Here is a 23,963-nt window from a genome sequence, read left to right as displayed (position 1 = left end):
CGGGTACGCATACGTGTACGGCGTGCATGTTCGTGTACGACGTCAGCTTCGCGTGCTCACGCCGCCCGCGCAAGGGACCCACCGCCGGACGGACGGCCGGCCCCCGGCTCCGGGCCGACGAGGCACGGAGCCGGGGGCCGGCCGGTGGGGAAGGGAGGTCAGCGCCGGGAGAACACGGCGACCGTGCGACCCGGCACGGTGAAGCCGCCCGACTTCCCCTCGTACGAGGACTTCTTGACCGTGGCGTCCGCGCCCGCCGCCTGGACGGGGTGCAGGGCGTACGCCTTTCCGGCCAGTTCCGGGATCTCCTGGCTCTGCGTGGCCGGGGTGGCGTTCATGACGACGACCAGCTCGCCCAGGCGCATGGTGATCACGCCGGGCGTCTCCCGCGTGCCCGAGAGCGGGAAGGACAGGGCCGTCTGCACCTGTTCCGTGGTGGCCAGGGAGAACTCCTTCTCGGTGGTGCGGATGGTGAGCAGGTCCTGGTATGCGGCGGACGCTCCCGTGATCTCGGCGCACCCGGGGGTGAGGGTCGCGGCGGTCAGCAGCGGCTTGCCGTAGGACCACTTGTCCTTGTTGTCGGCGGCGGGCGGGAGTCCCCGTCCGAAGCCGTTGCCCTCGCGGCAGTCCCAGTGCAGGGCGTTGTACCAGTCGCCGCTGTCGTACGAGTTGCGGTCGAGCGACTTGGAGCGCAGCAGGTCGGAACCGGCCTGGGAGAGCGACGGACCCTGCGAGAGGGCCGCGGTGGCCATCGCCAGGACCTGCATGCGGGCCCGGTCGGCGGTGGTGGTGCCGGTGGGCAGCTTGAAGGCGAGGGCGTCGTAGAGGGACTCGTTGTCGTGGGCGTCGGCGTAGGCGAGGGCGTCGCCGGGGGCCGCCGCGTATCCGGCGGGGGCCCCGTTGTAGTCGACGGCCGAGCCCTTGACCGTGCGGCCCTGGGTGTCGGTGAAGGTGTAGTCGGCGAGGCTGCCGGTGAGCCCGACCTTGACCAGGTCCTGGTAGTGGAGCAGCCGGGCCTTCTGCTCGGCCTCGGTGCCGTTGGCGGGCGAGGTGTTGGGGTCGGTGTAGAGGCCGGAGGCGAAGCCCTGGACGCGGGGGTCCTCGTCGAAGGGGCCGCCGCCGCGCACGGCGTCGCGGGCCCGGTCGGAGAAGGTGGCGATGCCGGTGCCGGCCATGTTCTTCTGGGTGGCCTGGACGAAGCGGGCGTCGTCGGCGATCTCACCGAAGTTCCAGCCCTCGCCGTACAGGATGATCTCCTTCCCGTCGACGCCGTCCTCGGCGACGGTCAGCTCGTCGAGGGCCTTGCGGACCGCGAGGATGTTGGCCTTCGGGTGGTGTCCCATGAGGTCGAAGCGGAAGCCGTCGACCTTGTACTCCTTGGCCCACGTGACGATCGAGTCCACGACGAGCTTGCCCATCATGGTGTTCTCGGTCGCGGTGTTGGCACAGCAGGTCGAGGTGGCGACGGTGCCGTCCTCCAGGAGCCGCTGGTAGTAGCCGGGCACGATCCTGTCGAGGACGGACTTGTCGTCCTGGCCGGAGGCGACGGTGTGGTTGTAGACGACGTCCATGACGGTCCGCAGCCCGGCGCCGTTCAGGCCCTGGACCATCCGGCGGAACTCGACGGTGCGCCTGGTGCCGTTCGGGTCGGAGGCGTACGAGCCCTCGGGGACGGTGTAGTGCAGCGGGTCGTAGCCCCAGTTGAAGGCGTCCTTCGCGGCGGCCTTCGTGACGCAGGCCTGCTGTTCCTCGGAGTCGGGGGCGTAGACGGACAGCTCGCAGGCGGGCTTCTGCTGGTCGGACTTCTTCTCCGGGATGGTCCCGATGTCGAAGGCGGGAAGCAGGTGCACGTAGCCGGTGCCGGAGTCGGCGAGCTCCCTGAGGTGCTTCATCCCGTCGGAGCGGGTGTCGGTGAAGGCGAGGTACTCACCGGGGTGCTCGGAGGTGCTGTCCGCGATCGAGAAGTCACGGATGTGCAGTTCCTGGATCTGCGCGTCGCGCAGCGGTTCGGCCGCCGGCTTCTTCAGGGCGGACCAGCCGCGCGGCGCCAGCTCCGGATCGTCGAGGTCGACGACGAGGCTCCGGGCGGAGTCGGTGGTCAGCGCGGTGGAGTAGGGGTCGGTGACCTTGTTGGTGACCAGCTTCTGGACGGTGGGCGCCCAGACCTGGACGGAGTACCGGTAGGGCTTGCCCGCCCAGGACTTCTTCCCGGTGACCGACCAGACGCCGGTGCGGTCGTCGCGCCGCATCGGGACGGTCTTCCCGTCGAGTTCGAGCGAGACGGTGCGGGCGGTGGGGGCCCAGACGGAGAGCGTCGGGGTGCCCTTGCGGAAGACGGGCCCGAGCGCGGCCCCGCTCGCGGCCTTCCCGTACAACTCGTCCAGTACGCCCGCGGTCTGTACGCCGGTGGCGGCGAGCAGGGCGCCGTTGGCGGCGCGCTGGGTGGCGATCAGCTGGCCGCGCAGGGACGCGCGGACCCTGTCCCGGTCACGGGTGTCGACGGTGAACGCCGGGTAGTCCCTGAGGTGCGGGTACTTCGCCTTCTGGGCGGCGGTGAGCTCCGTCGCACCGAGCCGGAGCCACCGGCCCTCGTCGGAGAGCGCGCCGTCGACGACGGAGATGCCGCCCTCCTTCGCGTACACGAGCTGCTGGCTGGTGGCGTCGGTGGCCTTCACCTTCCACACGACGGTGTCCGCGTCGATCCACTGGGCCTCGGCCTTGGTGAGGTCGGGGGTGGGCACGCCGCCCGCCTGCGGCAGCAGGTATCCGGGCTTCCCGCCCAGCATCCAGACCTCGTGCCCGTAGGTGGCGATGTCCAGGGACTGGTCGCTGGGCAGGTCCTTCTCGTCGCCCTTGTGGAGGATGTAGCTGAGCGAGGTGGCGCCGTCGGTGAGCGGGACCTCGAAGGTGGCGCCGAAGGCGTCGGTCCGCACGGGCTGCAGGGGCTTCGCCCAGTCCGTGGGGGCGGCGGCTCCGGTCCAGGTGTGCAGGCCCCAGCCGTCGTAGTTCCCGTCGGCCCGGTGGTAGTGCAGGACGGCCTTGGAGGTGTCCTGCGGCGGCTCGGCGCCCTCGGGCGCTTCGGTGGCCTGGCCGTCCTTGCCCTGCTCGACCCAGACCTGTCCGGTCCTCGCGAGGTCGATCGTGCGCTGTGGCCCGTCCGCGCTCCCGGCCTTCTCGACCGTGTACGGGACGGTGGAGGCACCCTCGTCGAGGTCGATCCAGGCGAAGGCGCCGTAGGCGTCCCGGCCGATGAAGTCGGCGCTCCTGTCGCCCGACTTCAGTTGCCAGCCCTCGTAGTCGCCGTCCGCGCGCCTGTAGTGGACGAGGGCGTGGTCGCGTTCGACGGCGACGGGCTTCGGGGCCGGCGGGGCCTGGCCCGCGGTGGAGGAGGCGAGGACGCTCGACGTGCGTCCTGCCCGGTCGACGACGACGGCCTTGTAGCGCAGCGCGGTCCCGGCCTCCACCGACTCGTCGAGGTGCTGGGTGACCTTGTACGGGGCGTGGTCGGCGGAGCCGAGGGTGCGCCACTTCCCGTTGCCGGTCTGCGCGGCGAACACGACGCGGTTCAGGTCTCCACCGTCCACGTCGGCGCTGATCTCGACGGTGCCGGTGGCTCCGGCGGCCGGGGCCTTCAGGGTGACCGAGGGCTTGGTCGCGGGGGCGCCGAGCGGCTTGCCGGCGCGGAGCACGACGCTGGACAGCGCGGGCACCGTGACCTCGAGGGTCTTGTCCGCGCCGCTGCGGACGGTGCCGGAGCCGCCGTACAGCGTCCGGAAGTCCATGCCGGCGGACTCGGTGGCGAGCTTCACGGTCTTCGCCTCGGTGCCGTTGTTGGCGGCGACGACGTATTCGTACGGGCGCTTGGTGTCCGTACGCGAGAAGGCGTAGACGGAGTCCTTCGCGTAACGCTCGGTCTGCACGCCGTCGCGCAGCGCCGGGTGCTCCGCGGTGAGCTTCGACAGGGTGGCTATGGAGCGGTAGAGCGGGTGCTTCGTGTCGTACGCGTCGAAGGCGTGCGTACGGTCGGTGCCGATCTGGTCGTCGTCGAGGTAGTCGGCGGCCTTCGAGGCGAAGAGGGGCTGGCGGGCGTCCTTGTCGCCGCCGGCGCCGGTGTAGCCCTGTTCGTCGCCGTAGTAGACCACCGGGTTGCCCCGGCCGAGGAACATCAGCTCGTCGGCCAGGCGTGCGCGGTCGAGCAGTTCGGCGTCGTCGGCCTTCGGGTTGTCCTGCTTCAGGAAGGTGCCGATCCGGCCCATGTCGTGGTTGCCGAGGAAGGTCACCTGTTCGTAGGCGTTGGCCTTGTCGGTGGTGTAGCGGTAGTCGTCACCGTAGACGGCCGCGAGCTTCGAGGCGGGCGCGCCCTGGGAGGCGTACTGGCGGGCGGCTTCCTGGAAGGGGAAGTCGAGCGTCGCGTCGAGGCGGCCCCGCGTGACGTAGGGCGAGGTGATCGCGGTGTCGGCGGAGTAGACCTCGCCGAACATGAAGAAGTCGTCGCGCCCGTGCTTCGCCGCGTAGCCGTCGAGGGCGGTCGCCCACTGGGTCCAGAAGTCGAGGTCGACGTGTTTGACGGTGTCGATGCGGAAGCCGTCGATGTCGAAGTCGCGGACCCACTTCTCGTAGATCTTCTCCATGCCGGAGACGACCTCGGGACGCTCGGTCCACAGGTCGTCGAGGCCGGAGAAGTCGCCGTACCCGGTGGACTCGCCGGCGTAGGTCGAATCGCCCCGGTTGTGGTACATCGTGGTGTCGTTGAGCCAGGACGGGACCTTCTCGCCCGTGTTGGCGGGGGTGTACGGGAAGGAGCCGGCGTCCACCTGCGCCATGCCCGCGGCGTCGTCGAACGGGCGGCCGTCCTTGTCGAGGTACGGGAAGGCGCCCTTGGGCTTGTAGCCGTACTTCTTCTCGGCGTAGTCGACGGTGTCGGCGGTGTGGTTGGTGATGACGTCGAAGAAGACCTTCATGCCCTTGCCGTGGGCCTTGTCGATCAGCTTCGCCAGGTCGGCGTTGGTGCCGAAGTGCGGGTCGACCTGGGTGAAGTCGGTGATCCAGTAACCGTGGTAGCCGGCCGAGGCGTTCTCGCCGGTGCCCTGGACGGGCCGGTTCCTGAAGATGGGGGCGAGCCAGATCGCGGTGGTGCCGAGGCCCTTGATGTAGTCGAGCCGCTGGGTGAGGCCCTTGAGGTCACCGCCCTGGTAGAAGCCCTTGTCCGTGGGGTCGTAGCCGGTCTCCAGCCGCGAGCCGGTCAGCCCGCCTCGGTCGTTGGTGGTGTCGCCGTTGGCGAACCGGTCGGGCAGCACGAAGTAGAACTGCTCGCGGGTCAGGTCGTGCCTGGCCGGCTCCTGGGCGAGCTTCGCGTCCGAGGGCGGGGCCGGGGGTCTGTGCGCGGCGGACGCGGATGCCGCCGGTACGACGGGGAGCAGCGCCGCGCACAGTGCGGCTACGGCTCCCCGCCGGAGGGTGGTTCGGGACACGGGCGGGTACTCCTCGGCTTTCGGGGTCGGGCGGTGTGGAGCGGTGCGGGCCGGGGACGCTCACCCTCGCGTCCCCGGCCCGCCGGACGTACGGGTCAGCCGCGCCAGACGTCGGAGGTCAGCGTGGCCTTGCCGGAGGCCGGCACGGTGGCGGTGCGGTTGGCGCCGCTCTCCCAGGTGACGTTGCCGCTCGCGTCCTTGCGGACGTACTTGTAGGCGAACGTCGTCCCGGCGGGCAGGCCGACGTCGAGCTTCCAGACGGGGTACGTCGCCGGGTCGAGCTTCAGGGCGCTGCCGGGGTGCCAGTTGCCGAGCGCGGCCTGGTCGCCGGTGACGTAGATGTTCTGGCCGGGGACGGTGGTGGCGTTGACGCCGAAGGAGGCGCCGGACTGCCCCGTCCCGGGGTTCGGGTCCGGGGTCGTGCCACCGCCTCCGGCGCAGGTGCGGGCCCCGGCGTGCAGGGCGAGGGCCGTGTTCGCGCCGAGGGTGGCGGTGAACTGCCCCGAGCCGTTGACGGTGACGCCCTTGCCGGACTGGACGTCGCAGTAGTCACCGGCGGGCAGGGAGCTCTGGAACGTGCGGGTCAGCGGGGACCCTTCGTGGTTGATCGCGACATAGCCCTTGGTGCCCCGGCCGAAGGCGATCTGGTCGCCGCCGTTGTCCCACCAGTTCGAGACGGCCTGGCCGCGGGTGGCGTTGCGGAAGCCGACCATGGAGGCGATCTCGGTCCAGGCGTGCTGGCACTTCCAGCCGTCGCTGTAGCAGGCGTTGACCTGACCGCCGTTGGGCGGGCCCGCGTCCTTGTCGGACCACTCGTAGCCGGAGTGGACGTCCGGGGAGCCGTACGGGTAGGCCAGCATGAAGACGCTCGCCAGGGTGTAGTCGGCGCCGTCCTTGTAGTTCAGGGTGTCTCCGCCGCGCTCGGTGTCGTGGTTGTCGACGAAGACCGCCGATCTGCCCGACTCCATGAAGCCCCAGCCCTCGCCGAAGTTCTTCAGGCCGGCGAGGTTCTCGTTCTTGAAGACCTGCTTGAGGCTGCGGCCGTAACGGAACTCCTGGACGTCACCGCTGCCGAGGTATTCGGAGGGCGAGACGGCTTCGCCCGCACCGTAGATCGCCTCGTGCTTCCAGTAGACGCCCGGGTTGCTGAGCCGGGACTTGATGTTCGCGAGGTCGGTGGCCGGTATGTGCTTGGCGCCGTCGATGCGGAAGCCGTCGACGCCCAGGGAGAGCAGGTCGTTGAGATAGCCGGCGATCCTGCCGCGTACGTACTCCTCGCCGGTGTCCAGGTCGGCGAGGCCGACCAGCTCGCAGTTCTGGACGTTGGCCCGGTCGCCGTAGTTGGTGATCTGCGACTGGCAGTCGTTCATGTCGCCGGCGGAGTAGGTGCCCGGGTAGTCGTACTTGGTGTACGAGGAGCCGCCCGTGCCGGTGCCCGAACCGGCCGACATGTGGTTGATCACCGAGTCGGCGATGACCTTGACGCCCGCGGCATGGCACGTGCTGACCATGTTCGCGAAGGCCGTACGGTCACCGAGCCGGCCGGCGATCCTGTAGCTGACGGGCTGGTACGAGGTCCACCACTGGCTGCCCTGGATGTGCTCCTGGGGCGGTGAGACCTGGACGAAGCCGTAACCGGCCGGGCCGAGGCTTTCGGTACAGGCCTTGGCGACGGAGGCGAATTTCCACTCGAACATCACCGCGGTGACGTCCTTCTCACCGGGCGGCGCGGCCTGGGCCGTGCCGGCGCCGCCGAGTCCGGTGGGGATGACCAGGACGGCGGCGCCGGTGACCAGGGCGAGCGAGGCAGACAGTGGTCTGCGTGCCATGACGTTCCTCCTGCGGTGGGGGAAGTGCGGGGGATGGCGGAGCAGCCTCACCGGGCAACGCGCCGTGCCGTCAAGGCTCCTGAAGGTTCTTGCAGCAAGAATGCAAAACCTGGGGTGCAGCAGACCGTACGAGTCCGGCCTGCCCTGGTCAACCCCCTGGACACGACGCGAACACACCCCGCTCATCTCGCCGAAATCTCGGAGATTTCTTCCTGCAAGGACTTACGCAATTTATTGCGGGACTGTTAAGTTCATCCCGACTCCGGCCCGGCCGGCCGGGGGGCCGGCACGCCGGGTCCCACGCGCCCGGCCGGCCGGGCCGGTCACTGCGCGGAGAGGTCCGGACGTCGCTTCCCCGCCGGCCCATCCCGGGCCGACTTCCGGACCTCTCCCGTGCGTCGGCCCGCTGGATGCGTCCCATGAGCACCGGACGACCACTGCGCACCCGCGAGCGGGTGTTCGTACGCACAGCCATCGCCTTTCGTCCTGCTCCTCTCCCTCGATTACGGCTCGCGGAGGACACCGAGACCGCCTGCACCGCGGACCACCGCCGGCGCACACCTGTCGTGAAGGGCGCAGCCCGGGCCGTCGCGGGCCTGGTGGTCGCGACCGGCCTGGGCTGATGCCGCGCCACCACCGGGCCACCGCCGCCCCGTCCTGAGCCCCCAGGAGACCGCCCCGGCTCACGGGCTACGCTCTTGCCGATCAGCGATGAGCCAGGAGGAGCGAAGAGTGCGCGACGCCGTTGTGACCCCCGGAGGGGACCGGATCCGCTGGGTGGAGCTGCCCGGGCAGGGACCGGCCCGGGTCTATGTACACGGCCTCGGCTCAACTTCCCCCGCCTACTTCGCACAGGCCGCCGCCCATCCGCTGCTCACGGGCCGCAGGTCCCTGCTCGTCGACCTGCTGGGGCACGGCATCAGCGACCGCCCGACGGACTTCGACTACCGCCTCGAAGCACACGCCGATGCACTGGCCACCGCTCTGACGCACGCGGGCGTCACCGGCGCGGAGTTGGTGGCGCACAGCATGGGCGGGTCCGTGGCCGTCGTCCTGGCCGCTCGTCACCCACGCCTGGTGTCACGCCTGGTGCTGGTGGACGCGAATCTCGATCCTTCGACGCCGGTACCCGGCGCCCCGGGGAGCGGCGGGATCGCCGCCCTCTCCGAGGCCGACTTCCTGGCGGGCGACTGGCGGCAGATCCGTGACCTGGCGGGGCCCCACTGGTGGTCCACGATGCGCCTGACCGGCCTGGAGGCTCTCCACCGCAGCGCCGTGCACCTCACCCGCGGGACCACTCCGACCATGCGTGAGCTGCTGCTGGAGCTTCAGATCCCGCGAACGTACCTGTTCCCGCAGGCCGACGGCGCGCCCGCCGACCACGGTTCGCTCACCGAAGCCGGTGTGCGCGTGGTCCCGGTCCCGGACTGCGGGCACAACATCATGCTGGACAACCCGGAAGCGTTCGCGCGCGAGACGGCCGCCGCGCTCTCGGCCTCCGGGCCGCGCGGCTGACGAGCACGTCACTGACGGAGACGCCGGACCACCGGCCACAGCACAGGCGCACAGCGTGGTGGGCCACCACGTCCCGGCGCACCGGGTCGCGGGCTCCCGCGACCCGGTGGCAGGGGTCACCGTACGAGGTCGATCTCGGCCCAGACCGTCTTGCGCGGCACCGGCCCGACGTCGACGCCCCAGCGGTCCGCGAGTGCCCCGACGATCAGCAGGCCCCGCCCCGTTTCCGCGTCGGCGGCCGGGGCGGCGCCGGGCACGGGAGGCAGCCGCTCACCCCGGGTGTCGGTGACCTCGATGCGGAGGAGCGCGTCGTGGTGGACCGAGAGGTGCACACGGAAGTCGCGGCCCGGTACGCGGCCGTGAACGACGGCGTTCGTGGCCAGTTCGCCCACGATGTGCGCGGCCGCCTCCGTGGGCAGGCCCCAGTCGCCCAGATGCGCCGTGGCGAGCAGACGGGCGAGCCTGGCACCCCGGCGGGTGGGAGAGAGCAGCACGGTGAACCGCCGAGTGGGAGTGGAATGTTCGGTTCGGGTGGTTTCTTGGGTCACGTCACTCAGCGTGGTCCCGCCTGCGTAGCGTGGGAAGCGACAGAGACGTTACGTACGGTGATTGTCCCGCTCCTGTCCGGTGCTGTCCCGGCTGTCCGGGGTGACTCGCCGGGAACGACAGAGGTTGGGCAGGAACGGCAGGCGCGTCGGAAGTGGGGCACGGATGAGCGTGGACGAGGCTGGTACGGATCGCGGGGACCACGGAGCGGACGATCACGGCTGGGACGTCGATCCGGACGACGAGTCGGGGGTCGCGATGGTCGCCACGGTGGGCCGGCAGATCAAGGCCTGGCGGGAAGCGGCAGGCATGCGTGCCGGTGAGTTCGGGGCCGCGATCGGTTACGGCGAGGACCTGGTCTACAAGGTGGAGGGCGGCAGGCGCATCCCCCGGCCGGAGTTCCTGGACAGGGCGGACGAGGTGCTGGGGGCGGGCGGGAAACTCGCGATCCTGAAGCGGGAGTTGGAGGAGGCGCGTTACCCGAAGAAGGTGCGGGACCTCGCGAAGCTGGAAGCCAAAGCCGTCGAACTGGAGGCGTATCACCACCACAACATCAACGGCCTGTTGCAGACCGAGGAGCACATGAGGGCGCTGTTCGCCTCGTGGCTACCGGCCTACACGCAGGACGAGATGGACCGGGTGGTGGCTGCTCGCTCGGCCCGACGATCCATGCTCGACCGGGTCCCACTCCCGTCACTGAGTTTTGTCCAGGAAGAGGTGACACTCCGCCGCCCGGTCGGAGGCACAATGGTTCTGCGCCGCCAACTCGAACATCTGCTGGAGGTAGGGCGGTTGCCGAACGTGGCACTCCAGGTGATGCCGACGTGTCGCGAGGAGCATCCCGGGACGGGTGGGCTGATCGAGGTTCTGAGGTTTGCCGACGGCAGTGCGGTGGGGCGATCCGAAGGCGCGTTCAACGGCCGTCCGGTCTCCGACCCGAAGCAACTGAGGATCCTCGGACTGCGCTATGGCATGATCCGGGCGCAGGCTCTTACGCCACGTGAGTCGCTGGCCTTCATTGAGCAACTGCTTGGAGAAACATGATTCACAAGCCCTCTGCCAAGGGAGCCACCGAGCTCGAGTGGCTCAGGAGCAGCTACAGCAGCAGCGGTGACGGCAATGACTGCGTCGAAGTGGCGACCGCGCTCGGAGCGGTGCATGTGCGGGACTCCAAGGATCTGCCCGGACCGCGCCTCGGGTTCACCACGACCGCCTGGGAAGCCTTCGTGACGTACGCCTCCGAGAGCTGACCGTCCCGTTACAGCTGCTCGCCGCGGGCGCCGACGGGGCCGGGCACGCGAAAGGCCGGGTCCCCCCTCCGGACCCGGCCCCTCGCTACCCGCTGCCGCACCGCCTCAGGCGCCGCGCGCCGCCGCCGTGGACCCGCGTACCACCAGCTCCGGCTGGAACACGTACTCCGTACGCTGCACCGGGCTTCCGCCGATCTCCTCCAGCAGCGCCCCCACGGCCGCCGAGGCCATCGCCTGCACCGGCTGGCGCACCGTGGTCAGCGGCGGGTCGGTGAAGGCGATGAGCTGGGAGTCGTCGAAGCCCACCACGGAGACGTCCCGGGGCACGTCCAGCCCCCTCCCCCGGGCCGTCCGGACGACGCCGAGCGCCATCAGGTCGCTGCCGCAGACGATGCCTGTGCAGCCACGGTCGAGCAGGGCGCCCGCCGCGACCTGGCCGCCCTCCACGCCGAACAGCGTGGAGCACACCATGAGTTCGGCCTCCTCGCGGGACATGCCGAGGACGGACACGGCCGCCTCGACGAACCCCTCGCGCTTGCGCCGGGAGGGCACGTAGCGCTGCGGCCCGATCGCCAGGCCGATCCGCCGGTGGCCGAGCTCGGCGAGGTGCCCGACGGCCATACGGACGGCTGCCGTGTCGTCCGGTGAGACGAACGGGGCGCTGATGCGCTCGTTGTACCCGTTGATCAGGACGAAGGGGACCCCACGGTCGCTGAGCGCGGCGTAGCGTGCCGGGTCCGCAGAGGTGTCGGCGTGCAGCCCGGACAGGAAGACGATCCCGCCGACACCGCGCTCGACGAGCTGTTCGACGAGCTCGTCCTCGGTGGCGCCGCCGGGCAGCTGGGTGCAGAGCACGGGTGTGTAGCCGTGCCCGGCGAGCACCTGCTCCACCGACTGCGCGAACGCCGGGAAGATCGGGTTGGTGAGCTCCGGCGTCACCAGCCCGATCAGCCCGGCGCTGCGCTGCCGCAGCCGTACGGGACGCTCGTAGCCGAGGATGTCGAGCGCCGCGAGCACCCGCTGACGCGTGGTGTCCGCGACGCCCGGCTTCCCGTTCAGCACCCGGCTGACGGTGGCCTCGCTGACCGCGGCCTGACCGGCGATGTCGGAGAGCCGCAGCGCCGGCCCGGTCCTGGGGGCGGGGACGGTCACACCGTCCACCACACCGTGGTGTCGGCGGGCAGTTCGAACGTGTCGCCTTCGACGGTCACCGGGGCCCCGGCGAGCAGCAGGGTGCCGGGGACGGCCATCCGGACCGGAGCGCCGGTCGTGTTGACGGTGCAGACGAAGCCCGGACGGCCGAGGGCGAGCACGCCCTCGGGGGCGGCCAGCCACTCCACGTCCGTACCGGCGCCGAGCCCCGGGTGCTCGCGGCGCAGGGCGATCGCGGCGCGGTACAGCTCCAGGGTGGAGCCCTCCCGGCCGGTCTGCGCCTCGACGGAGAGCTCGCCCCAGCCGGCGGGCTGCGGCAGCCAGCTGCCGCCGTCACCGAAGCCGTACGAGCTGCCTCCGCGGGTCCACGGGATCGGCACCCGGCAACCGTCGCGGAAGCCGTCCTGGCCCTCGGCGCGGAAGAACGACGGGTCCTGTCGGGCCTCGTCGGGCAGGTCGGTGACGTCCGGCAGGCCGAGCTCCTCGCCCTGGTACACGTAGGCGGAGCCCGGCAGTGCCAGCATCAGCAGGGTCGCCGCGCGGGCCCTTCGCAGCCCGAGCTCGCGGTCGCCCGCGGTACGGATCTGGGTTCCCAGACCCGGCGGGTTGGCGAACCGGGTGGCGTGCCGGGTGACGTCGTGGTTGGAGAGCACCCAGGTGGCGGGGGCGCCCACCGGACGCATCGCGGCGAGCGAGGTGTCGATGACCGTACGGAGCTCGTCGGCGTTCCACGCGGTGGAGAGGTACTGGAAGTTGAAGGCCTGGTGCATCTCGTCGGGACGCACGTAGTTGGCGGTGCGCTCGACGGTGGGGGTCCACGCCTCGGCGACGGCGATGCGCTCGCCGGGGTACTCGTCGAGGATGATGCGCCAACTGCGGTAGATCTCGTGCACACCGTCCTGGTCGAAGAACGGCATGACATCGTTGCCCAGCAGTTTCAGCTGGTCGTGCGCGCCCAGGTCGGGCAGTCCCTCGGCCTTGACGAGGCCGTGGGCGACGTCGACGCGGAAGCCGTCGACGCCCATGTCGAGCCAGAAGCGCAGGATCGAGCGGAACTCGTCGGCGACGGCCGGGTGCTCCCAGTTGAAGTCGGGCTGCTCCGGCGCGAAGAGGTGCAGGTACCACTCGCCGGGCGTGCCGTCCGGGTCGGTGGTCCGCGTCCAGGCGGGCCCGCCGAAGATGGACTCCCAGTCGTTGGGCGGGAGTCCGCCGTCGGCGCCCTTGCCGGGGCGGAAGTGGTAACGCTCGCGCAGGGGGCTTCCCGGGCCTTCGGCGAGGGCGCGCTTGAACCACTCGTGCTGGTCGGATGAGTGGTTGGGCACCAGGTCGACGATGATGCGCAGGCCCAGGTCGTGGGCCTCGCGGATCAGCTCGTCGGCGTCGAGCAGCGTGCCGAACATGGGGTCGATGGCCCGGTAGTCGGCGACGTCGTAACCGGCGTCGGCCTGGGGCGAGGCGTAGAAGGGGCTGAGCCAGACGGCGTCGACACCGAGGTCCCTGAGGTAGGGGAGCCGCGCGGTGATGCCCGCGAGATCGCCCATGCCGTCGCCGTTGCCGTCGGCGAAGCTGCGCGGATAGACCTGGTAGATCACCGCGTCCTGCCACCAGCCGGTGCGGTGTCCCGGGGCGTCGTCGGACGTGCCGGTGGAGGGGGCAGCGAGGTGCTGGGTCATGTCGTCCCTGGGGTGTCTGGGTGGGGAGCGGCGCCGGGACCGGGTCGGGGGTCCGGCGCCGCCGTGACGGGTGCGTTCGGTCGTACGGGCCTGGGCGCGTCAGCCCTTCACGGCTCCGGCGGACATGCCGGTGACCAGGTGCTTCTGCGCGAAGAGGAAGACCAGGGCGGCCGGGATCGCGATCAGCACGGACGCCGCGGTCATCGGGCCCCACTGGGCTCCGTACTGGTTGACGAACTTCTGCAGTCCGCCGGCGAGCGTGAGGTTCTCGTCACCGACCATGAAGGCGGAGGCGTACGCCACCTCGCCCCATGCGGTGATGAAGGAGTAGAAGGCGGTGACGGCGAGACCGGGCTTGGCGAGCGGCAGGATGAGCCGCCAGAACGTGCCGAAGGGGGTGAGCCCGTCGACCTGTCCCGACTCGTCGATCTCCTGCGGGATCGTGTCGAAGAAGCCCTTCATCATCCAGGCGCAGAACGGCACGGAGATGGTGAGGTAGGTGATGACGAGGCCGGCCGGCTGGTTGAGCAGGCCGATGCTCGACATGATGTTGTAGATCGGCACGATGAGGACGGCGACCGGGAACATCTGGGTGATCAGCAGCGTCCACATCAGCCCGCGCTTGCCGGGGAAGCGGAAGCGGCTGACGGCGTAGCCGGTGGTGGCGGAGACGAAGACGCCGATGACGGTGGAGAGTCCCGCGACGATCACGGAATTGCCGAACCAGCTCAGGAACTCGGTGTCCCTGATCAGGTTCGTGTAGTTCTCGAACGTCGTCTCTTTGAAGAAGTCCGTCGTCGTGGCGAACTTGGCAGGCTTCAGCGAGGTCAGCAGGACCCACAGCACCGGGAAGACCGCGATCACCGAGGCGATGATCAGGGTGAGGTGCAGGGCCACGGAGGCGGCCGGGGAACGGTCGCCGCGCAGCCGGGGCTTGCGTGTGCCGTGGCGGGGGGTGGTTGCCGTTGCGGTGGTCACCAGTTGTCTCCCTGCGTGCGGAGCACTCGCCGGTACACCATGGCGAAGAGCATCAGGAGTACGAGGATCAGCACGCCCCAGGTGGAGGACTGCGCGAAGTCGCGCGGGCTGATCTCGAAGGAGAATTTGTACGCCTGGGTGACCAGGATCTGGGTGGCCTCGCCGGGTCCGCCGCGGGTCAGCAGGAAGATCACCGGGAACATGTTGAAGGTCCAGATGGTGGAGAGCAGGATCACCGTGGTGGACACCGGGCGCAGTCCGGGAAGCGTGATGTGGCGGAAGCGCTGCCAGGCGGTGGCGCCGTCCATCTCGGCGGCCTCGTACTGCTCCGAGGGGATCGACTGCAGCCCGCCGAGCAGGGCGACCATCATGAACGGCACGCCGAGCCAGACGTTGACGGCGATGACCGAGAACTTGGCCCACGTCGGGTCGTTCAGCCACGGTATGCCGTCGATGCCGGCGCCACCGAGGACCTTGTTGAGCAGTCCGCGGTCCTCGTTGTAGAGGAAGCGCCAGGCGAAGACCGAGACGAAACCGGGGATGGCCCAGGGCAGGATCAGGGCCATGCGGTAGGCGGAGCGTCCGGCGATACGGCGGTTGAGGATGTTGGCGAGGCCCATGCCCAGGCAGAACGTGATGCCCACGCAGGAGACCGTCCACACCAGGGTCCAGCCGAGCGTGCCGAGGAACTGGGTACCCGTCAGCGCGTCGACGTAGTTGTCGACGCCCACGAACTCGTAGGTGGCGGGCAGTTCGTTGACACCGATGGACCGTGCGACGTTGCGCTCATTGGCGTTGGTCAGCGACAGGTAGACGCCGCGGACCAGCGGATAGCCGATGATCACGCCGATCACGATCACGACCGGGGCGACCATGACCCAGGCGTACCAGTGGACCGACATGGCCCGCCGGAGCCTGCTCGGGGGCGGGGGGTTACCAGTACCGCGGCTCCGGCCGCGGGCGACGTCGTCGCCCGCGGCCTTCGCCACCGACTGGCTGGTGTGGACAGCCATCAGCCGGCCTGCCTTCCTGGGTTACTTCCAGCCCTCGAGGAGCTTGCGGTAGGAGTCGCCGGTCGTCGAAGCGGCCTTCTCCGGCGTGGTCTGGCCGGTGAGGACCTTGGTGTACTCGGTGACGAGCGGCGCGAAGAGGCTGCCGGTCTCCGGGATCCAGGGACGCTCGACGGCGGTCTCGACGACGGGCTTGAAGAACTGGACGATCTCGCTGTCCGCGGCCTCCTGCTTGGAGTACGCCGAGGTGCGGGTCGGGAGCAGGTTCAGCTCACCGGCGGTCTGCGCCTGGGTCTCCACCGAGGTCATGTACTCGACGAAGGCGTACGAGGCCTCGAGGTTCTTGGAACCCGCGTACACGGCGAGGTTGTGGCCGCCCTGCGGGGCGCCCTGCCCGGCGGAACCGGCCGGCACCGGGGAGATGCCCAGGTTCGCCTTGTCGGTGAACTCCTTGCCGGTCAGGGTGTCGGCGACGGCCCACGGGCCGTTGATCATCATCGCGACCTTGCCGTCCTTGAACGACGACTGCATGTTCTCCCAGCCGTCGGTGGCATCGGTCTTCGCCGCACCGGAGTCGACGAGCTCCTTGACGGTCTTGAAGGCCTTGACGCCCTCGGGCTCGTCCACCGTGACGGTCTTGGACGAGGCGTCGACCAGGTCGCCGCCCTCGCCGTAGAGGAAGGAGAGGAACCAGTAGGCGTCGTCGCCGCGCAGGTAGAGACCGGTCTTGCCGGTCTTCTCCTTGATCGTCTTGGAGACGGTCTTCAGGTCGCCGATGTTCTTGGGGACCTCGACACCGGCGTCCGCGAAGATCTTCTTGTTGTAGAAGATGCCCATGGAGTCGATGACCTGCGGAACCGCGTACGTCTTGCCGTTGTACTCGGTCGACGCGGCGGCCTGCTCGAGGAAGTCGTCCTCGTCCTTCAGCGCCGAGGTGCCGTCCAGCGGAGCGAGGTAGCCGAGGTCCGCGAACTCCGGGGTCCAGGCGACCTCGGAGCGGATGACGTCGGGGGCGCCGGCGCCGGCCTGCGCGGCGTTCTTGAACTTGTTCTGCGCCTCACCGAAGGGCACGTTGACGTACTTGACGTCGACCTTCGGGTGCTTCTTCTCGAAACCCTCGGCGATCTTCTTGAAGACCTTGTCCTCGCTGCCGACGGTCGAGGTGTCCCACCACGTCACCGTGCCGGAGAGCTCGCCCGAGCTCTTGCTGCCGCCGGACTCGTCGTCGCTGCCGCAGGCGGTCGCCGCGAGCGCCAGGGCCGCGACCAGGGCGGTGGCCGTTATGCCACGTCGCATCTGAACTCCTTCAACTGCCGTACCGCTCCGTCGCGGCGCCGGGTCGACGTGAACGTAACAAGGATGAAAGACGACCGAAAGACCTTGCGGAAGATTTCTGCAAGCGCCGCTGATCGTTACATTGGCGTGTCCTCAAGGTTGCCGTCAAGCCTCTTGACGGAGCCCGTTCCGCCCTGCCCGCAGCAGGCCAGGCCGCCTCCCTGGGCGGTACGACGATCCGATCGCCGTGAGCGGGGAGGGGCCGCAAGGCCTTGCAAGATATTGCTGCGCAGGCCGCTGCAGAGCTCCGCCACGGAGCCGTGGGGCCCGAATCCGGCGCATGGTGGGCAATCCGACACGCGCCCGGTACAGTCCACTTCCATGACCGCACGGCTTGCCGATATCGCAACTCAGGCGGGGGTCAGCGAAGCGACGGTCAGCCGTGTACTGAACGGCAAGCCCGGTGTCGCCGCGGCTACCCGTGAATCCGTCCTCGCGGCGCTCGACGTCCTCGGCTATGAACGCCCGGTGCGCCTGCGCAGGCGCAGCGCCGGACTGGTCGGCCTCATCACGCCCGAGCTGGAGAACCCGATCTTCCCCGCCCTCGCCCAGGTCATCGGCCAGGCGCTGACGCGGCAGGGCTACACACCGGTGCTGGCGACGCAGACGCCCGGTGGCTCGACGGAGGACGAGCTCACCGAGATGCTCGTGGACCGCGGGGTCTCGGGCATCATCTTCGTCTCCGGCCTCCACGCCGACACCTCCGCCGACATGCAGCGCTACGAACAACTTCGTGCGCAGGGTGTTCCCTTCGTCCTGGTCAACGGCTTCTCCCCCAAGGTGCAGGCGCCGTTCATCTCCCCCGACGACCGGGCCGCGATGCGGCTCGCGGTGACGCACCTGGTGGCACTGGGACACCAGCGCATCGGCCTCGCGGTCGGCCCCAAACGCTTCGTGCCGGTGTTGCGCAAGATAGAGGGCTTCCACGCCACGATGGCGGAGCAGCTCGGCCTTGCCGCGGACGCGGTGGAAGAGCTGATCCAGCACTCCCTCTACACGCTGGAGGGTGGCCAGGCGGCGGCCTCGGCCCTGATGGAGCGCGGCTGCACCGCGGTGGTGTGCGCCAGCGACATGATGGCGCTCGGCGCGATCCGGGCGGCCCGCCGGCTGTCGATGGAGGTGCCGCGCGACCTCTCGGTGGTCGGTTACGACGACTCCCCGCTCATAGCGTTCACCGATCCGCCGCTGACCACGATCCGGCAGCCGGTGACGGCCATGGGACAGGCCGCGGTGCGCACGCTGCTGGAGGAGATCGGCGGCACCCCCGCTCCGCACAGCGAATTCGTCTTCATGCCCGAGCTGGTCGTCCGCGGCTCGACCGCGGCGGGGCCGGGCACCTCGCCGGGCCCCCGGTCACGCCGGTGACCGCACGGGGCACGACCGGGACCGGACCGGCGGGCGGCAGGACCCGTGGGGCCCGCTCAGGACCGCGCACCTGGCCGTAAGGTACAGAATGTGCGGCCGGTACCCGACCGGAGGATCATCGGGCACACGGGAACGTATCTGGCAGACTCTGCGCCTATGGGTGAATCGCACGTGACTACACAGGAAGACCGCACGGCGGTCACCCCTTCACCCCTCGCGGTCGGAGCGACCGCCGCCGAGCCTCCGGGGCCCCGCCCCCAGTGGTCCTGGCGCCTGCGCTCGCTTCGCTCCCCCCGGCGCCCGCGCCTGTGGTTCGAAATCCTGCTGATCGCGGTCAGTTACTGGCTCTACTCGCTGGTGCGCAACGCCGTGCCCGAGCAGAAGGCGGCTGCCCTGCGCAACGCCGACCGGATCTGGTCCCTGGAGCACAGCGTCGGGCTGGCCTTCGAGGAAACGGTCAACCACGCGGTCAATTCGGTGACATGGCTGATCGTGTCCATGAACTACTACTACGCGACGCTGCACTTCGTCATCACCATCGGTGTGCTCATCTGGCTGTTCCGCCGCCAACCGGGCCGTTATGCGGCGACCCGCCTGATCCTCTTCGCGACCACGGCGGTGGCGCTGCTCGGCTACTACCTCTTCCCGCTGGCCCCTCCCCGCCTGATGAGGGCAACGGGCTTCATCGACACGGTCATGCTGCACGAGACCTGGGGGTCGATGGCCTCGGGCAACTTCAAGCACATGTCGAACCAGTACGCGGCGATGCCGTCGATGCACATCGGCTGGTCCCTGTGGTGCGGTCTGACCATATGCGCCCTGGCGACCGCACCCTGGGCCCGCATCCTGGGCCTGCTGTACCCGTTCGTCACGCTGATCGTGATCGTGTCGACCGCGAACCACTTCTGGCTGGACGCGGTGGGCGGAATGGCCTGCCTGACGTTCGGCTACGCGGTCTCGTACGGCTGGTACGGGTCGCTTCCGCACCGTCTGCCGAAGGTGGTCCCGCGTTCCGGCGCAGGGGGCGGGCGCCTGCGTGCCCTGCTCCCGGGATCGGCCCCCGCCGCGGCCCCGGAGCCCGGCGACTGAGGGCGTCCTCCCGGGCCCGTCAGGCGGCCGGCGGCACCGCCGCCTCCCGCCGGGCCTCTCACCCCGCCGCCCCGTAGAACCGCTCCTCCACCACCGCTCGCGCCCGCCTCGTGATCCGGCGGTAGTCGTCCAGCATGTCCCCGACGTGTCCCAGCTCGTAGCCCAGGTAGCGGCCCACCGCCGTCAGCTCGCGCGGGTTCGAGGGGAACGTGTCCCCCGGCCGCCCGCGTACCAGCATCACCGCGTTGCGCACCCGCGTGGCCAGCACCCACGCCTCGTCCAGCGTCTGGGCCTCCTCGGCCGGGATCAGCCCCGCCGCGCACGCCGCGGCCAGCGCCTCACGTGTACGCGTCGTGCGCAGCCCGGGCTCGGCCCAGCCGTGCTGCATCTGCATCAGCTGTACCGTCCACTCGACGTCGCTGAGCCCGCCCCGCCCCAGCTTGGCGTGGAGGGTGGGGTCCGCGCCCCGCGGCATCCGCTCGGACTCCATCCGCGCCTTGAGCCGCCGGATCTCGCGCACCGCGTCGTCCCCCAGCCCCTCCACCGGATAACGCAGCGGGTCGATCAGCTCGATGAACGCGCGCCCGAGCTCCTCGTCCCCCGCCACCGGCTCCGCCCGCAGGAGGGCCTGGCTCTCCCACACCAGCGCCCAGCGCCGGTAGTAGGCCTCGTACGACTTCAGGGTGCGCACGAGCGGCCCGCTCCTGCCCTCCGGCCGCAGGTCGGCGTCGATCAGCAGCGGCGGGTCGGCCGTCGGCAGTTCGAGCAGCCTGCGCATCTCCGTGATGACGGTGTTCGCGGCCCGGGCCGCCTCCTCGTCACTCACGCCCTCGCGCGGCGCGTGCACGAACAGGACGTCCGCGTCGGAGCCGTAACTCAGCTCGTGCCCGCCGAACCGGCCCATGCCGATGACCGCGAACCTGGTCGGCAGGGTGTCGCCCCATCGTGCGCGTACGGCCGCGCGCAGGGCCCCCGAGAGAGTGGCCGCGTTCAGGTCGGTGACGGCGGAGCCGACCCGGTCGACGAGCGCCCCGGGATCGGATTCGGCCGGCTTCTCCTCGGTGCCGTACGAGCCGATCAGGTCGGCCGCCGTCGTACGGAAGAGCTCTCGCCGCCGCATCCCGCGCGCCACCGCGACGGCCGCCTCGGCCCCGGGCGCCCGGCTGACCGCGGCCAGCACCTCCTGCTCCAGGTGGGCACGGTCGCGGGGCCGGAGCCCCTCCGGCGCGCCGAGGATGGCCACGGCCTCCGGGGCACGCATCAGCAGGTCGGGGGCGAGGCGGCCGGCCGACAGGACACGGGCGAGGTTCTCGGCCGCCGCACCCTCGTCGCGTAGAAGCCGCAGGTACCACGGGGTCTTGCCGAGCGCGTCGGAGACCTGCCGGAAGCCGAGGAGGCCCGCGTCCGGATCGGCGGAGTCGGCGAACCAGCCGAGCAGCACCGGCAGGAGCGTCCGCTGGATGGCGGCCTTGCGGGACACCCCCGAGGACAGGGCCTCCAGGTGCCGCAGCGCGGCGGCGGGATCGGCGTAGCCGAGGGCCTCCAGCCGGACGACGGCGGCCTTCGGGCTGAGCCGGCTCTCGCCGGGTGCCAGCTGGGCCACGGCGTCCAGCAGCGGCCGGTAGAACAGCTTCTCGTGCAGCCGCCGCACGACGGAGGCGTGCCGCCGCCACGCCCTGTTGAGCTCGGCGACGGGATCCGTGCGCAGGCCGAGGGAGCGCCCCAGACGCCGCAGGTCGGGTTCGTCCTCGGGCACCAGGTGGGTGCGGCGCAGCCGGTAGAGCTGGATGCGGTGCTCCATGGCCCGCAGGAAGCGGTAGGCCTCGTCCAGCTGCGCCGCGTCGGCCCGCCCGACGTATCCGCCGTCGGCGAGCGCCCGCAGGGCCTCCAGCGTGGAGCCGGCGTGCAGCGTGCTGTCGCTGCGCCCGTGCACCAGCTGCAGCAGCTGTACGGCGAACTCCACGTCCCTCAGCCCGCCCGGGCCGAGCTTGAGCTCCCGGTCGACGCGGTCGACGGGGATGTTGTCCACGACTCGGCGGCGCATCTTCTGTACGTCGCCGACGAAGTTCTCCCGGTCGGCGGCCTGCCAGACCAGGGGCGAGACGGCTTCGACGTACTCCGCGCCGAGTCCCCGGTCACCGGCGACCGGGCGGGCCTTGAGCAGCGCCTGGAACTCCCAGGTCTTGGCCCAGCGCTGGTAGTAGGCGAGGTGCGAGGAGAGGGTCCGCACGAGCGGTCCGTTGCGGCCCTCGGGGCGCAGGTTTGCGTCGACGGGCCAGATGGTCCCCTCGACGGTGGTGTCGGAGCAGATCCGCATCATGTGGGCGGCGAGCCGGGTGGCGGCCTGCAGGGCCGCGCTCTCCTCCGCCCCCTCGGCGGGCTCCCCGACGAAGATCACGTCGACGTCGGAGACGTAGTTCAGCTCGTGTCCCCCGCACTTGCCCATCGCGATGACGGCGAGCCGGCACTGCGCGGCGTCGGCGGGCGCCGCGGCACCCGCGATCGCGAGCGCGGAGCGCAGCGTGGCCGTCGCCAGGTCGGCCAGCTCGGCGGCGACCTGGGCGACATCGGTCGTCCCGCACACGTCGCGGGCCGCTATCGACAGCAGGGACCTGCGGTAGGCGACCCGCAGCGAGTCCGGGTCGGCGGCGCCGGCGAGCATGCGTTCGAATTCCGCGACCCCGGGATGGAGGTCGGTGGCCTCGTACGTGACCAGCGCCTGCCAGTCGCGCGGATGCCGCGCCAGATGGTCCCCGAGCGCCTCGGACGCGCCGAGGACGCCGAGCAGCCGGTCGCGCAGCGGCTTCGCCGTGACGAGCGTGTCGAGCAGCACCTGGCGCCCGTCGGGCTCCTCGGCCTCGACGAGCCGCACGAGGCCGCGCAGGGCCAGGTCGGGGTCGGCGGTCGCCCCGAGCGCGTCGAAGAGGACGGGATCGGACCGCACGGTGGACAGCTCGGGGAGGTCCAGCAGCCGTTCGGCGGCGGACGGGTCGGTGAAACCGTGCCGCAGCAGTCGGGTGAACGTACTGCTCCTGCGTCCCGGCACCGTCGTCATCCCGCGCTCTCCTGCCCGCCGACCACACACATGTCCGACCTCCGAGCCTAGCCGCGCGCCGGCGAATTCGGAGCGGCGGCGGAGTCGGCACTTCACAGGCACGATGACCTGGACGAGCACGCACCGCACTCCGTACGAGCACACACCGCATCCACAGGAGGCCCGTCATGCCGGACACGGACCGCAACGCCACCCCCGAGACCGCCCTGGACACCCGCTACAGCGGCGAGGACGCCACCGCCCGCCCGTGGGCGGACGCGGTCGCGCTGCTGGAGGGTGCGGAGCTGTACTGGCTGTCCACGGTCCGCCCCGACGGCCGCCCGCACGTCACACCGCTGATCGGCCTCTGGTCGGACGGTGCGCTGCACTTCTGTACGGGCGCGGCGGAGCGCAAGGCGCGGAATCTGGCAGCCAACCCGGAGGTCGTCCTGACCACCGGCGCCAACACGCTGAACGAGGGCTTCGACGTCGTGGTCGAGGGCCGGGCGGTCCGGGTGACGGACGAGGAGCGGCTGATCGCGCTGGCCGGTGCATGGGAGGCCAAGTACGGCAGCGACTGGCACTTCGGTGTCACCGACGGCATGTTCTCCAACGGCGCGGGCGGCCGCGCGGAGGTCTTCGCGGTGCCCCCGCGTACGGCCTTCGGCTTCGCGAAGGGCGAGCCGTACGGTCAGACCCGCTGGCAGTTCACGGACGCCGGGTCCCGATGACGACGGTCGCGTAGAGCTCCCCGGAGACGACGACGCGCGGGGTGAGTCCGCCGGCGCCCACGGTCTCGCGGGCCCGTGCCGCTTGGCGCTCGCTCGTCTCGACGAAGAGGCTGCCTCCCGGGGCCAGCCAGTCCGGCGCCTCGGCGGCCACTCTGCGCATGACGTCGAGCCCGTCGCCGCCGCCGTCGAGTGCCACCCGCGGCTCGTGGATGCGCGCCTCGGCCGGCAGGAGCCCGACGTCGTCGGTGGGGACGTAGGGCACGTTGGCGAGCAGGACGTCGACGCGGCCGCGCAGCGAGACGGGCAACGGCGCGAAGAGGTCACCCTCGTACACCGTCCCGAGCCCTTCCACGTTGCGCCGCGCACAGCGTACGGCGGCGGGTTCGACGTCGACCGCGTGCAGTTCGGCGCCGGGCAGCGCCGACGCCAGTGCCACACCCAACGCGCCGGAGCCGCAGCACAGGTCGACGACCACCGCCCCGGCGGGGGCGAGCGCCGCGGCCTGCGAGACGAGGAATTCGGTACGGCGTCGCGGTACGAAGACACCTGGGTCCACAGCGATACGCATTCCGTGGAACTCGGCCCAGCCCAGGACGTGTTCGAGCGGAAGCCCGGCGACCCGGCGTTCGACCATCGCGGCGAGTTCGGTGGGGTCCGGGGCGGTGGACAGGAGCAGTTCCGCCTCGTCCTCGGCGAACACGCAGCCGGCGGCGCGGAGCGTGGTGACGATCGAGGAGACGGTGAGCGGTGGAGTCGACTGAGACATGCGGCGGAGCCTTTCGGGGAAATCCGATGGGCGCTCCGCGGTCGCCTATGCCGTGTCGGCCACGCGACGGCGAGGGGTGAGCACCCGTACTGATACAGCGGTAATGGGTCTCACCTCCTGGGTCGGTCCCGGTCTCGGGAAGCGGCAGACTACCAGAACGGGCCCGGCCACCGGCCGGGTTCTGCCCTTTCGCGGGCGCCACGGGGGTCACGGGCACCG

17 protein-coding genes are annotated in these 23,963 nt (G+C 70.7%); 7 read left to right on the top strand and 10 right to left on the bottom strand.

Annotated elements, in window-relative coordinates; genetic code table 11:
- Positions 1–158: 158 nt before the first annotated feature.
- Positions 159–5,471: a pullulanase-type alpha-1,6-glucosidase gene (gene pulA / locus QFZ58_RS26245; protein ID WP_307127359.1), complete on the bottom strand. Its 5,313-nt coding sequence runs from the start codon at positions 5,469–5,471 to the stop codon at positions 159–161.
- Between the two features lie 95 nt (positions 5,472–5,566).
- Positions 5,567–7,300 (bottom strand): carbohydrate-binding module family 20 domain-containing protein, encoded by a 1,734-nt coding sequence (locus tag QFZ58_RS26240; protein ID WP_307127358.1) that lies wholly within the window; start codon positions 7,298–7,300, stop codon positions 5,567–5,569.
- 419 nt (positions 7,301–7,719) lie between these two features.
- On the opposite strand from QFZ58_RS26240, the gene QFZ58_RS26235 reads away from it, so the two are divergent.
- Both QFZ58_RS26235 and QFZ58_RS26230 read left to right on the top strand, forming a co-directional pair.
- Positions 7,720–7,923, top strand: a complete 204-nt coding sequence (locus QFZ58_RS26235) for a hypothetical protein (protein WP_307127357.1) — start codon at positions 7,720–7,722, stop codon at positions 7,921–7,923.
- A gap of 109 nt (positions 7,924–8,032) precedes the next feature.
- On the top strand, positions 8,033–8,815 hold the full coding sequence (locus tag QFZ58_RS26230; RefSeq protein ID WP_307127356.1) for an alpha/beta fold hydrolase: 783 nt from the start codon (positions 8,033–8,035) through the stop codon (positions 8,813–8,815).
- Positions 8,816–8,931: 116 nt separating this feature from the next.
- Here QFZ58_RS26230 and QFZ58_RS26225 read toward each other — a convergent pair whose 3' ends face one another.
- Entirely contained in the window at positions 8,932–9,363 is a 432-nt protein-coding gene (locus tag QFZ58_RS26225; protein ID WP_307127355.1) for an ATP-binding protein, read from the bottom strand.
- Positions 9,364–9,526: 163 nt separating this feature from the next.
- Between QFZ58_RS26225 and QFZ58_RS26220 the strand changes: the two genes are divergently transcribed.
- Both QFZ58_RS26220 and QFZ58_RS26215 read left to right on the top strand, forming a co-directional pair.
- The gene (locus tag QFZ58_RS26220; protein WP_307127353.1) at positions 9,527–10,405 is read left to right on the top strand and encodes a helix-turn-helix transcriptional regulator; all 879 of its coding nucleotides are present in this window, start codon (positions 9,527–9,529) and stop codon (positions 10,403–10,405) included.
- Positions 10,402–10,611, top strand: a complete 210-nt coding sequence (locus tag QFZ58_RS26215) for a DUF397 domain-containing protein (protein ID WP_307127352.1) — start codon at positions 10,402–10,404, stop codon at positions 10,609–10,611. The genes QFZ58_RS26220 and QFZ58_RS26215 overlap by 4 nt, the downstream gene beginning before the upstream one ends.
- A 105-nt stretch (positions 10,612–10,716) precedes the next feature.
- Here QFZ58_RS26215 and QFZ58_RS26210 read toward each other — a convergent pair whose 3' ends face one another.
- The 5 genes from QFZ58_RS26210 to QFZ58_RS26190 all read right to left on the bottom strand — a co-directional run bounded on the left by QFZ58_RS26210 (position 10,717) and on the right by QFZ58_RS26190 (position 16,720).
- The gene (locus tag QFZ58_RS26210) at positions 10,717–11,775 is read right to left on the bottom strand and encodes a LacI family DNA-binding transcriptional regulator (protein WP_307127351.1); all 1,059 of its coding nucleotides are present in this window, start codon (positions 11,773–11,775) and stop codon (positions 10,717–10,719) included.
- A complete protein-coding gene (locus QFZ58_RS26205; protein ID WP_307127350.1) occupies positions 11,760–13,436 on the bottom strand; it encodes a glycoside hydrolase family 13 protein in 1,677 nt (558 codons plus the stop codon). Before QFZ58_RS26205 ends, QFZ58_RS26210 begins: the two co-directional genes overlap by 16 nt.
- 99 nt (positions 13,437–13,535) lie before the next feature.
- Complete coding sequence (locus QFZ58_RS26200; RefSeq protein ID WP_307127349.1) at positions 13,536–14,414, bottom strand: sugar ABC transporter permease; 879 nt, start codon at positions 14,412–14,414, stop codon at positions 13,536–13,538.
- Complete coding sequence (locus tag QFZ58_RS26195; RefSeq protein WP_307127348.1) at positions 14,411–15,427, bottom strand: carbohydrate ABC transporter permease; 1,017 nt, start codon at positions 15,425–15,427, stop codon at positions 14,411–14,413. Before QFZ58_RS26195 ends, QFZ58_RS26200 begins: the two co-directional genes overlap by 4 nt.
- A 21-nt stretch (positions 15,428–15,448) precedes the next feature.
- Entirely contained in the window at positions 15,449–16,720 is a 1,272-nt protein-coding gene (locus QFZ58_RS26190; RefSeq protein WP_307127347.1) for an extracellular solute-binding protein, read from the bottom strand.
- Between the two features lie 360 nt (positions 16,721–17,080).
- On the opposite strand from QFZ58_RS26190, the gene QFZ58_RS26185 reads away from it, so the two are divergent.
- The gene (locus QFZ58_RS26185; RefSeq protein ID WP_307127346.1) at positions 17,081–18,124 is read left to right on the top strand and encodes a LacI family DNA-binding transcriptional regulator; all 1,044 of its coding nucleotides are present in this window, start codon (positions 17,081–17,083) and stop codon (positions 18,122–18,124) included.
- Positions 18,125–18,280: 156 nt separating this feature from the next.
- Positions 18,281–19,213: a phosphatase PAP2 family protein gene (locus tag QFZ58_RS26180; RefSeq protein ID WP_307127345.1), complete on the top strand. Its 933-nt coding sequence runs from the start codon at positions 18,281–18,283 to the stop codon at positions 19,211–19,213.
- Positions 19,214–19,271: 58 nt separating this feature from the next.
- Here QFZ58_RS26180 and QFZ58_RS26175 read toward each other — a convergent pair whose 3' ends face one another.
- Positions 19,272–22,268 carry a bifunctional [glutamine synthetase] adenylyltransferase/[glutamine synthetase]-adenylyl-L-tyrosine phosphorylase gene (locus QFZ58_RS26175; RefSeq protein ID WP_307127344.1) on the bottom strand — a complete coding sequence of 999 codons (2,997 nt, stop codon included), beginning with the start codon at positions 22,266–22,268 and terminating at the stop codon, positions 19,272–19,274.
- Positions 22,269–22,435: 167 nt separating this feature from the next.
- On the opposite strand from QFZ58_RS26175, the gene QFZ58_RS26170 reads away from it, so the two are divergent.
- Positions 22,436–22,978 carry a pyridoxamine 5'-phosphate oxidase family protein gene (locus QFZ58_RS26170; RefSeq protein WP_307127343.1) on the top strand — a complete coding sequence of 181 codons (543 nt, stop codon included), beginning with the start codon at positions 22,436–22,438 and terminating at the stop codon, positions 22,976–22,978.
- On the opposite strand, the gene QFZ58_RS26165 is transcribed toward QFZ58_RS26170, so the two are convergent.
- The gene (locus QFZ58_RS26165; protein ID WP_307127342.1) at positions 22,956–23,744 is read right to left on the bottom strand and encodes a putative protein N(5)-glutamine methyltransferase; all 789 of its coding nucleotides are present in this window, start codon (positions 23,742–23,744) and stop codon (positions 22,956–22,958) included. The genes QFZ58_RS26170 and QFZ58_RS26165 overlap by 23 nt on opposite strands.
- Positions 23,745–23,963: the final 219 nt, after the last annotated feature.

The organism is Streptomyces sp. B1I3 (assembly GCF_030816615.1).
Taxonomy (GTDB): domain Bacteria; phylum Actinomycetota; class Actinomycetes; order Streptomycetales; family Streptomycetaceae; genus Streptomyces.
The sequence above is the reverse complement of the archived record's forward strand: the minus strand, read 5'-3'. Positions and strand labels throughout refer to the sequence as shown.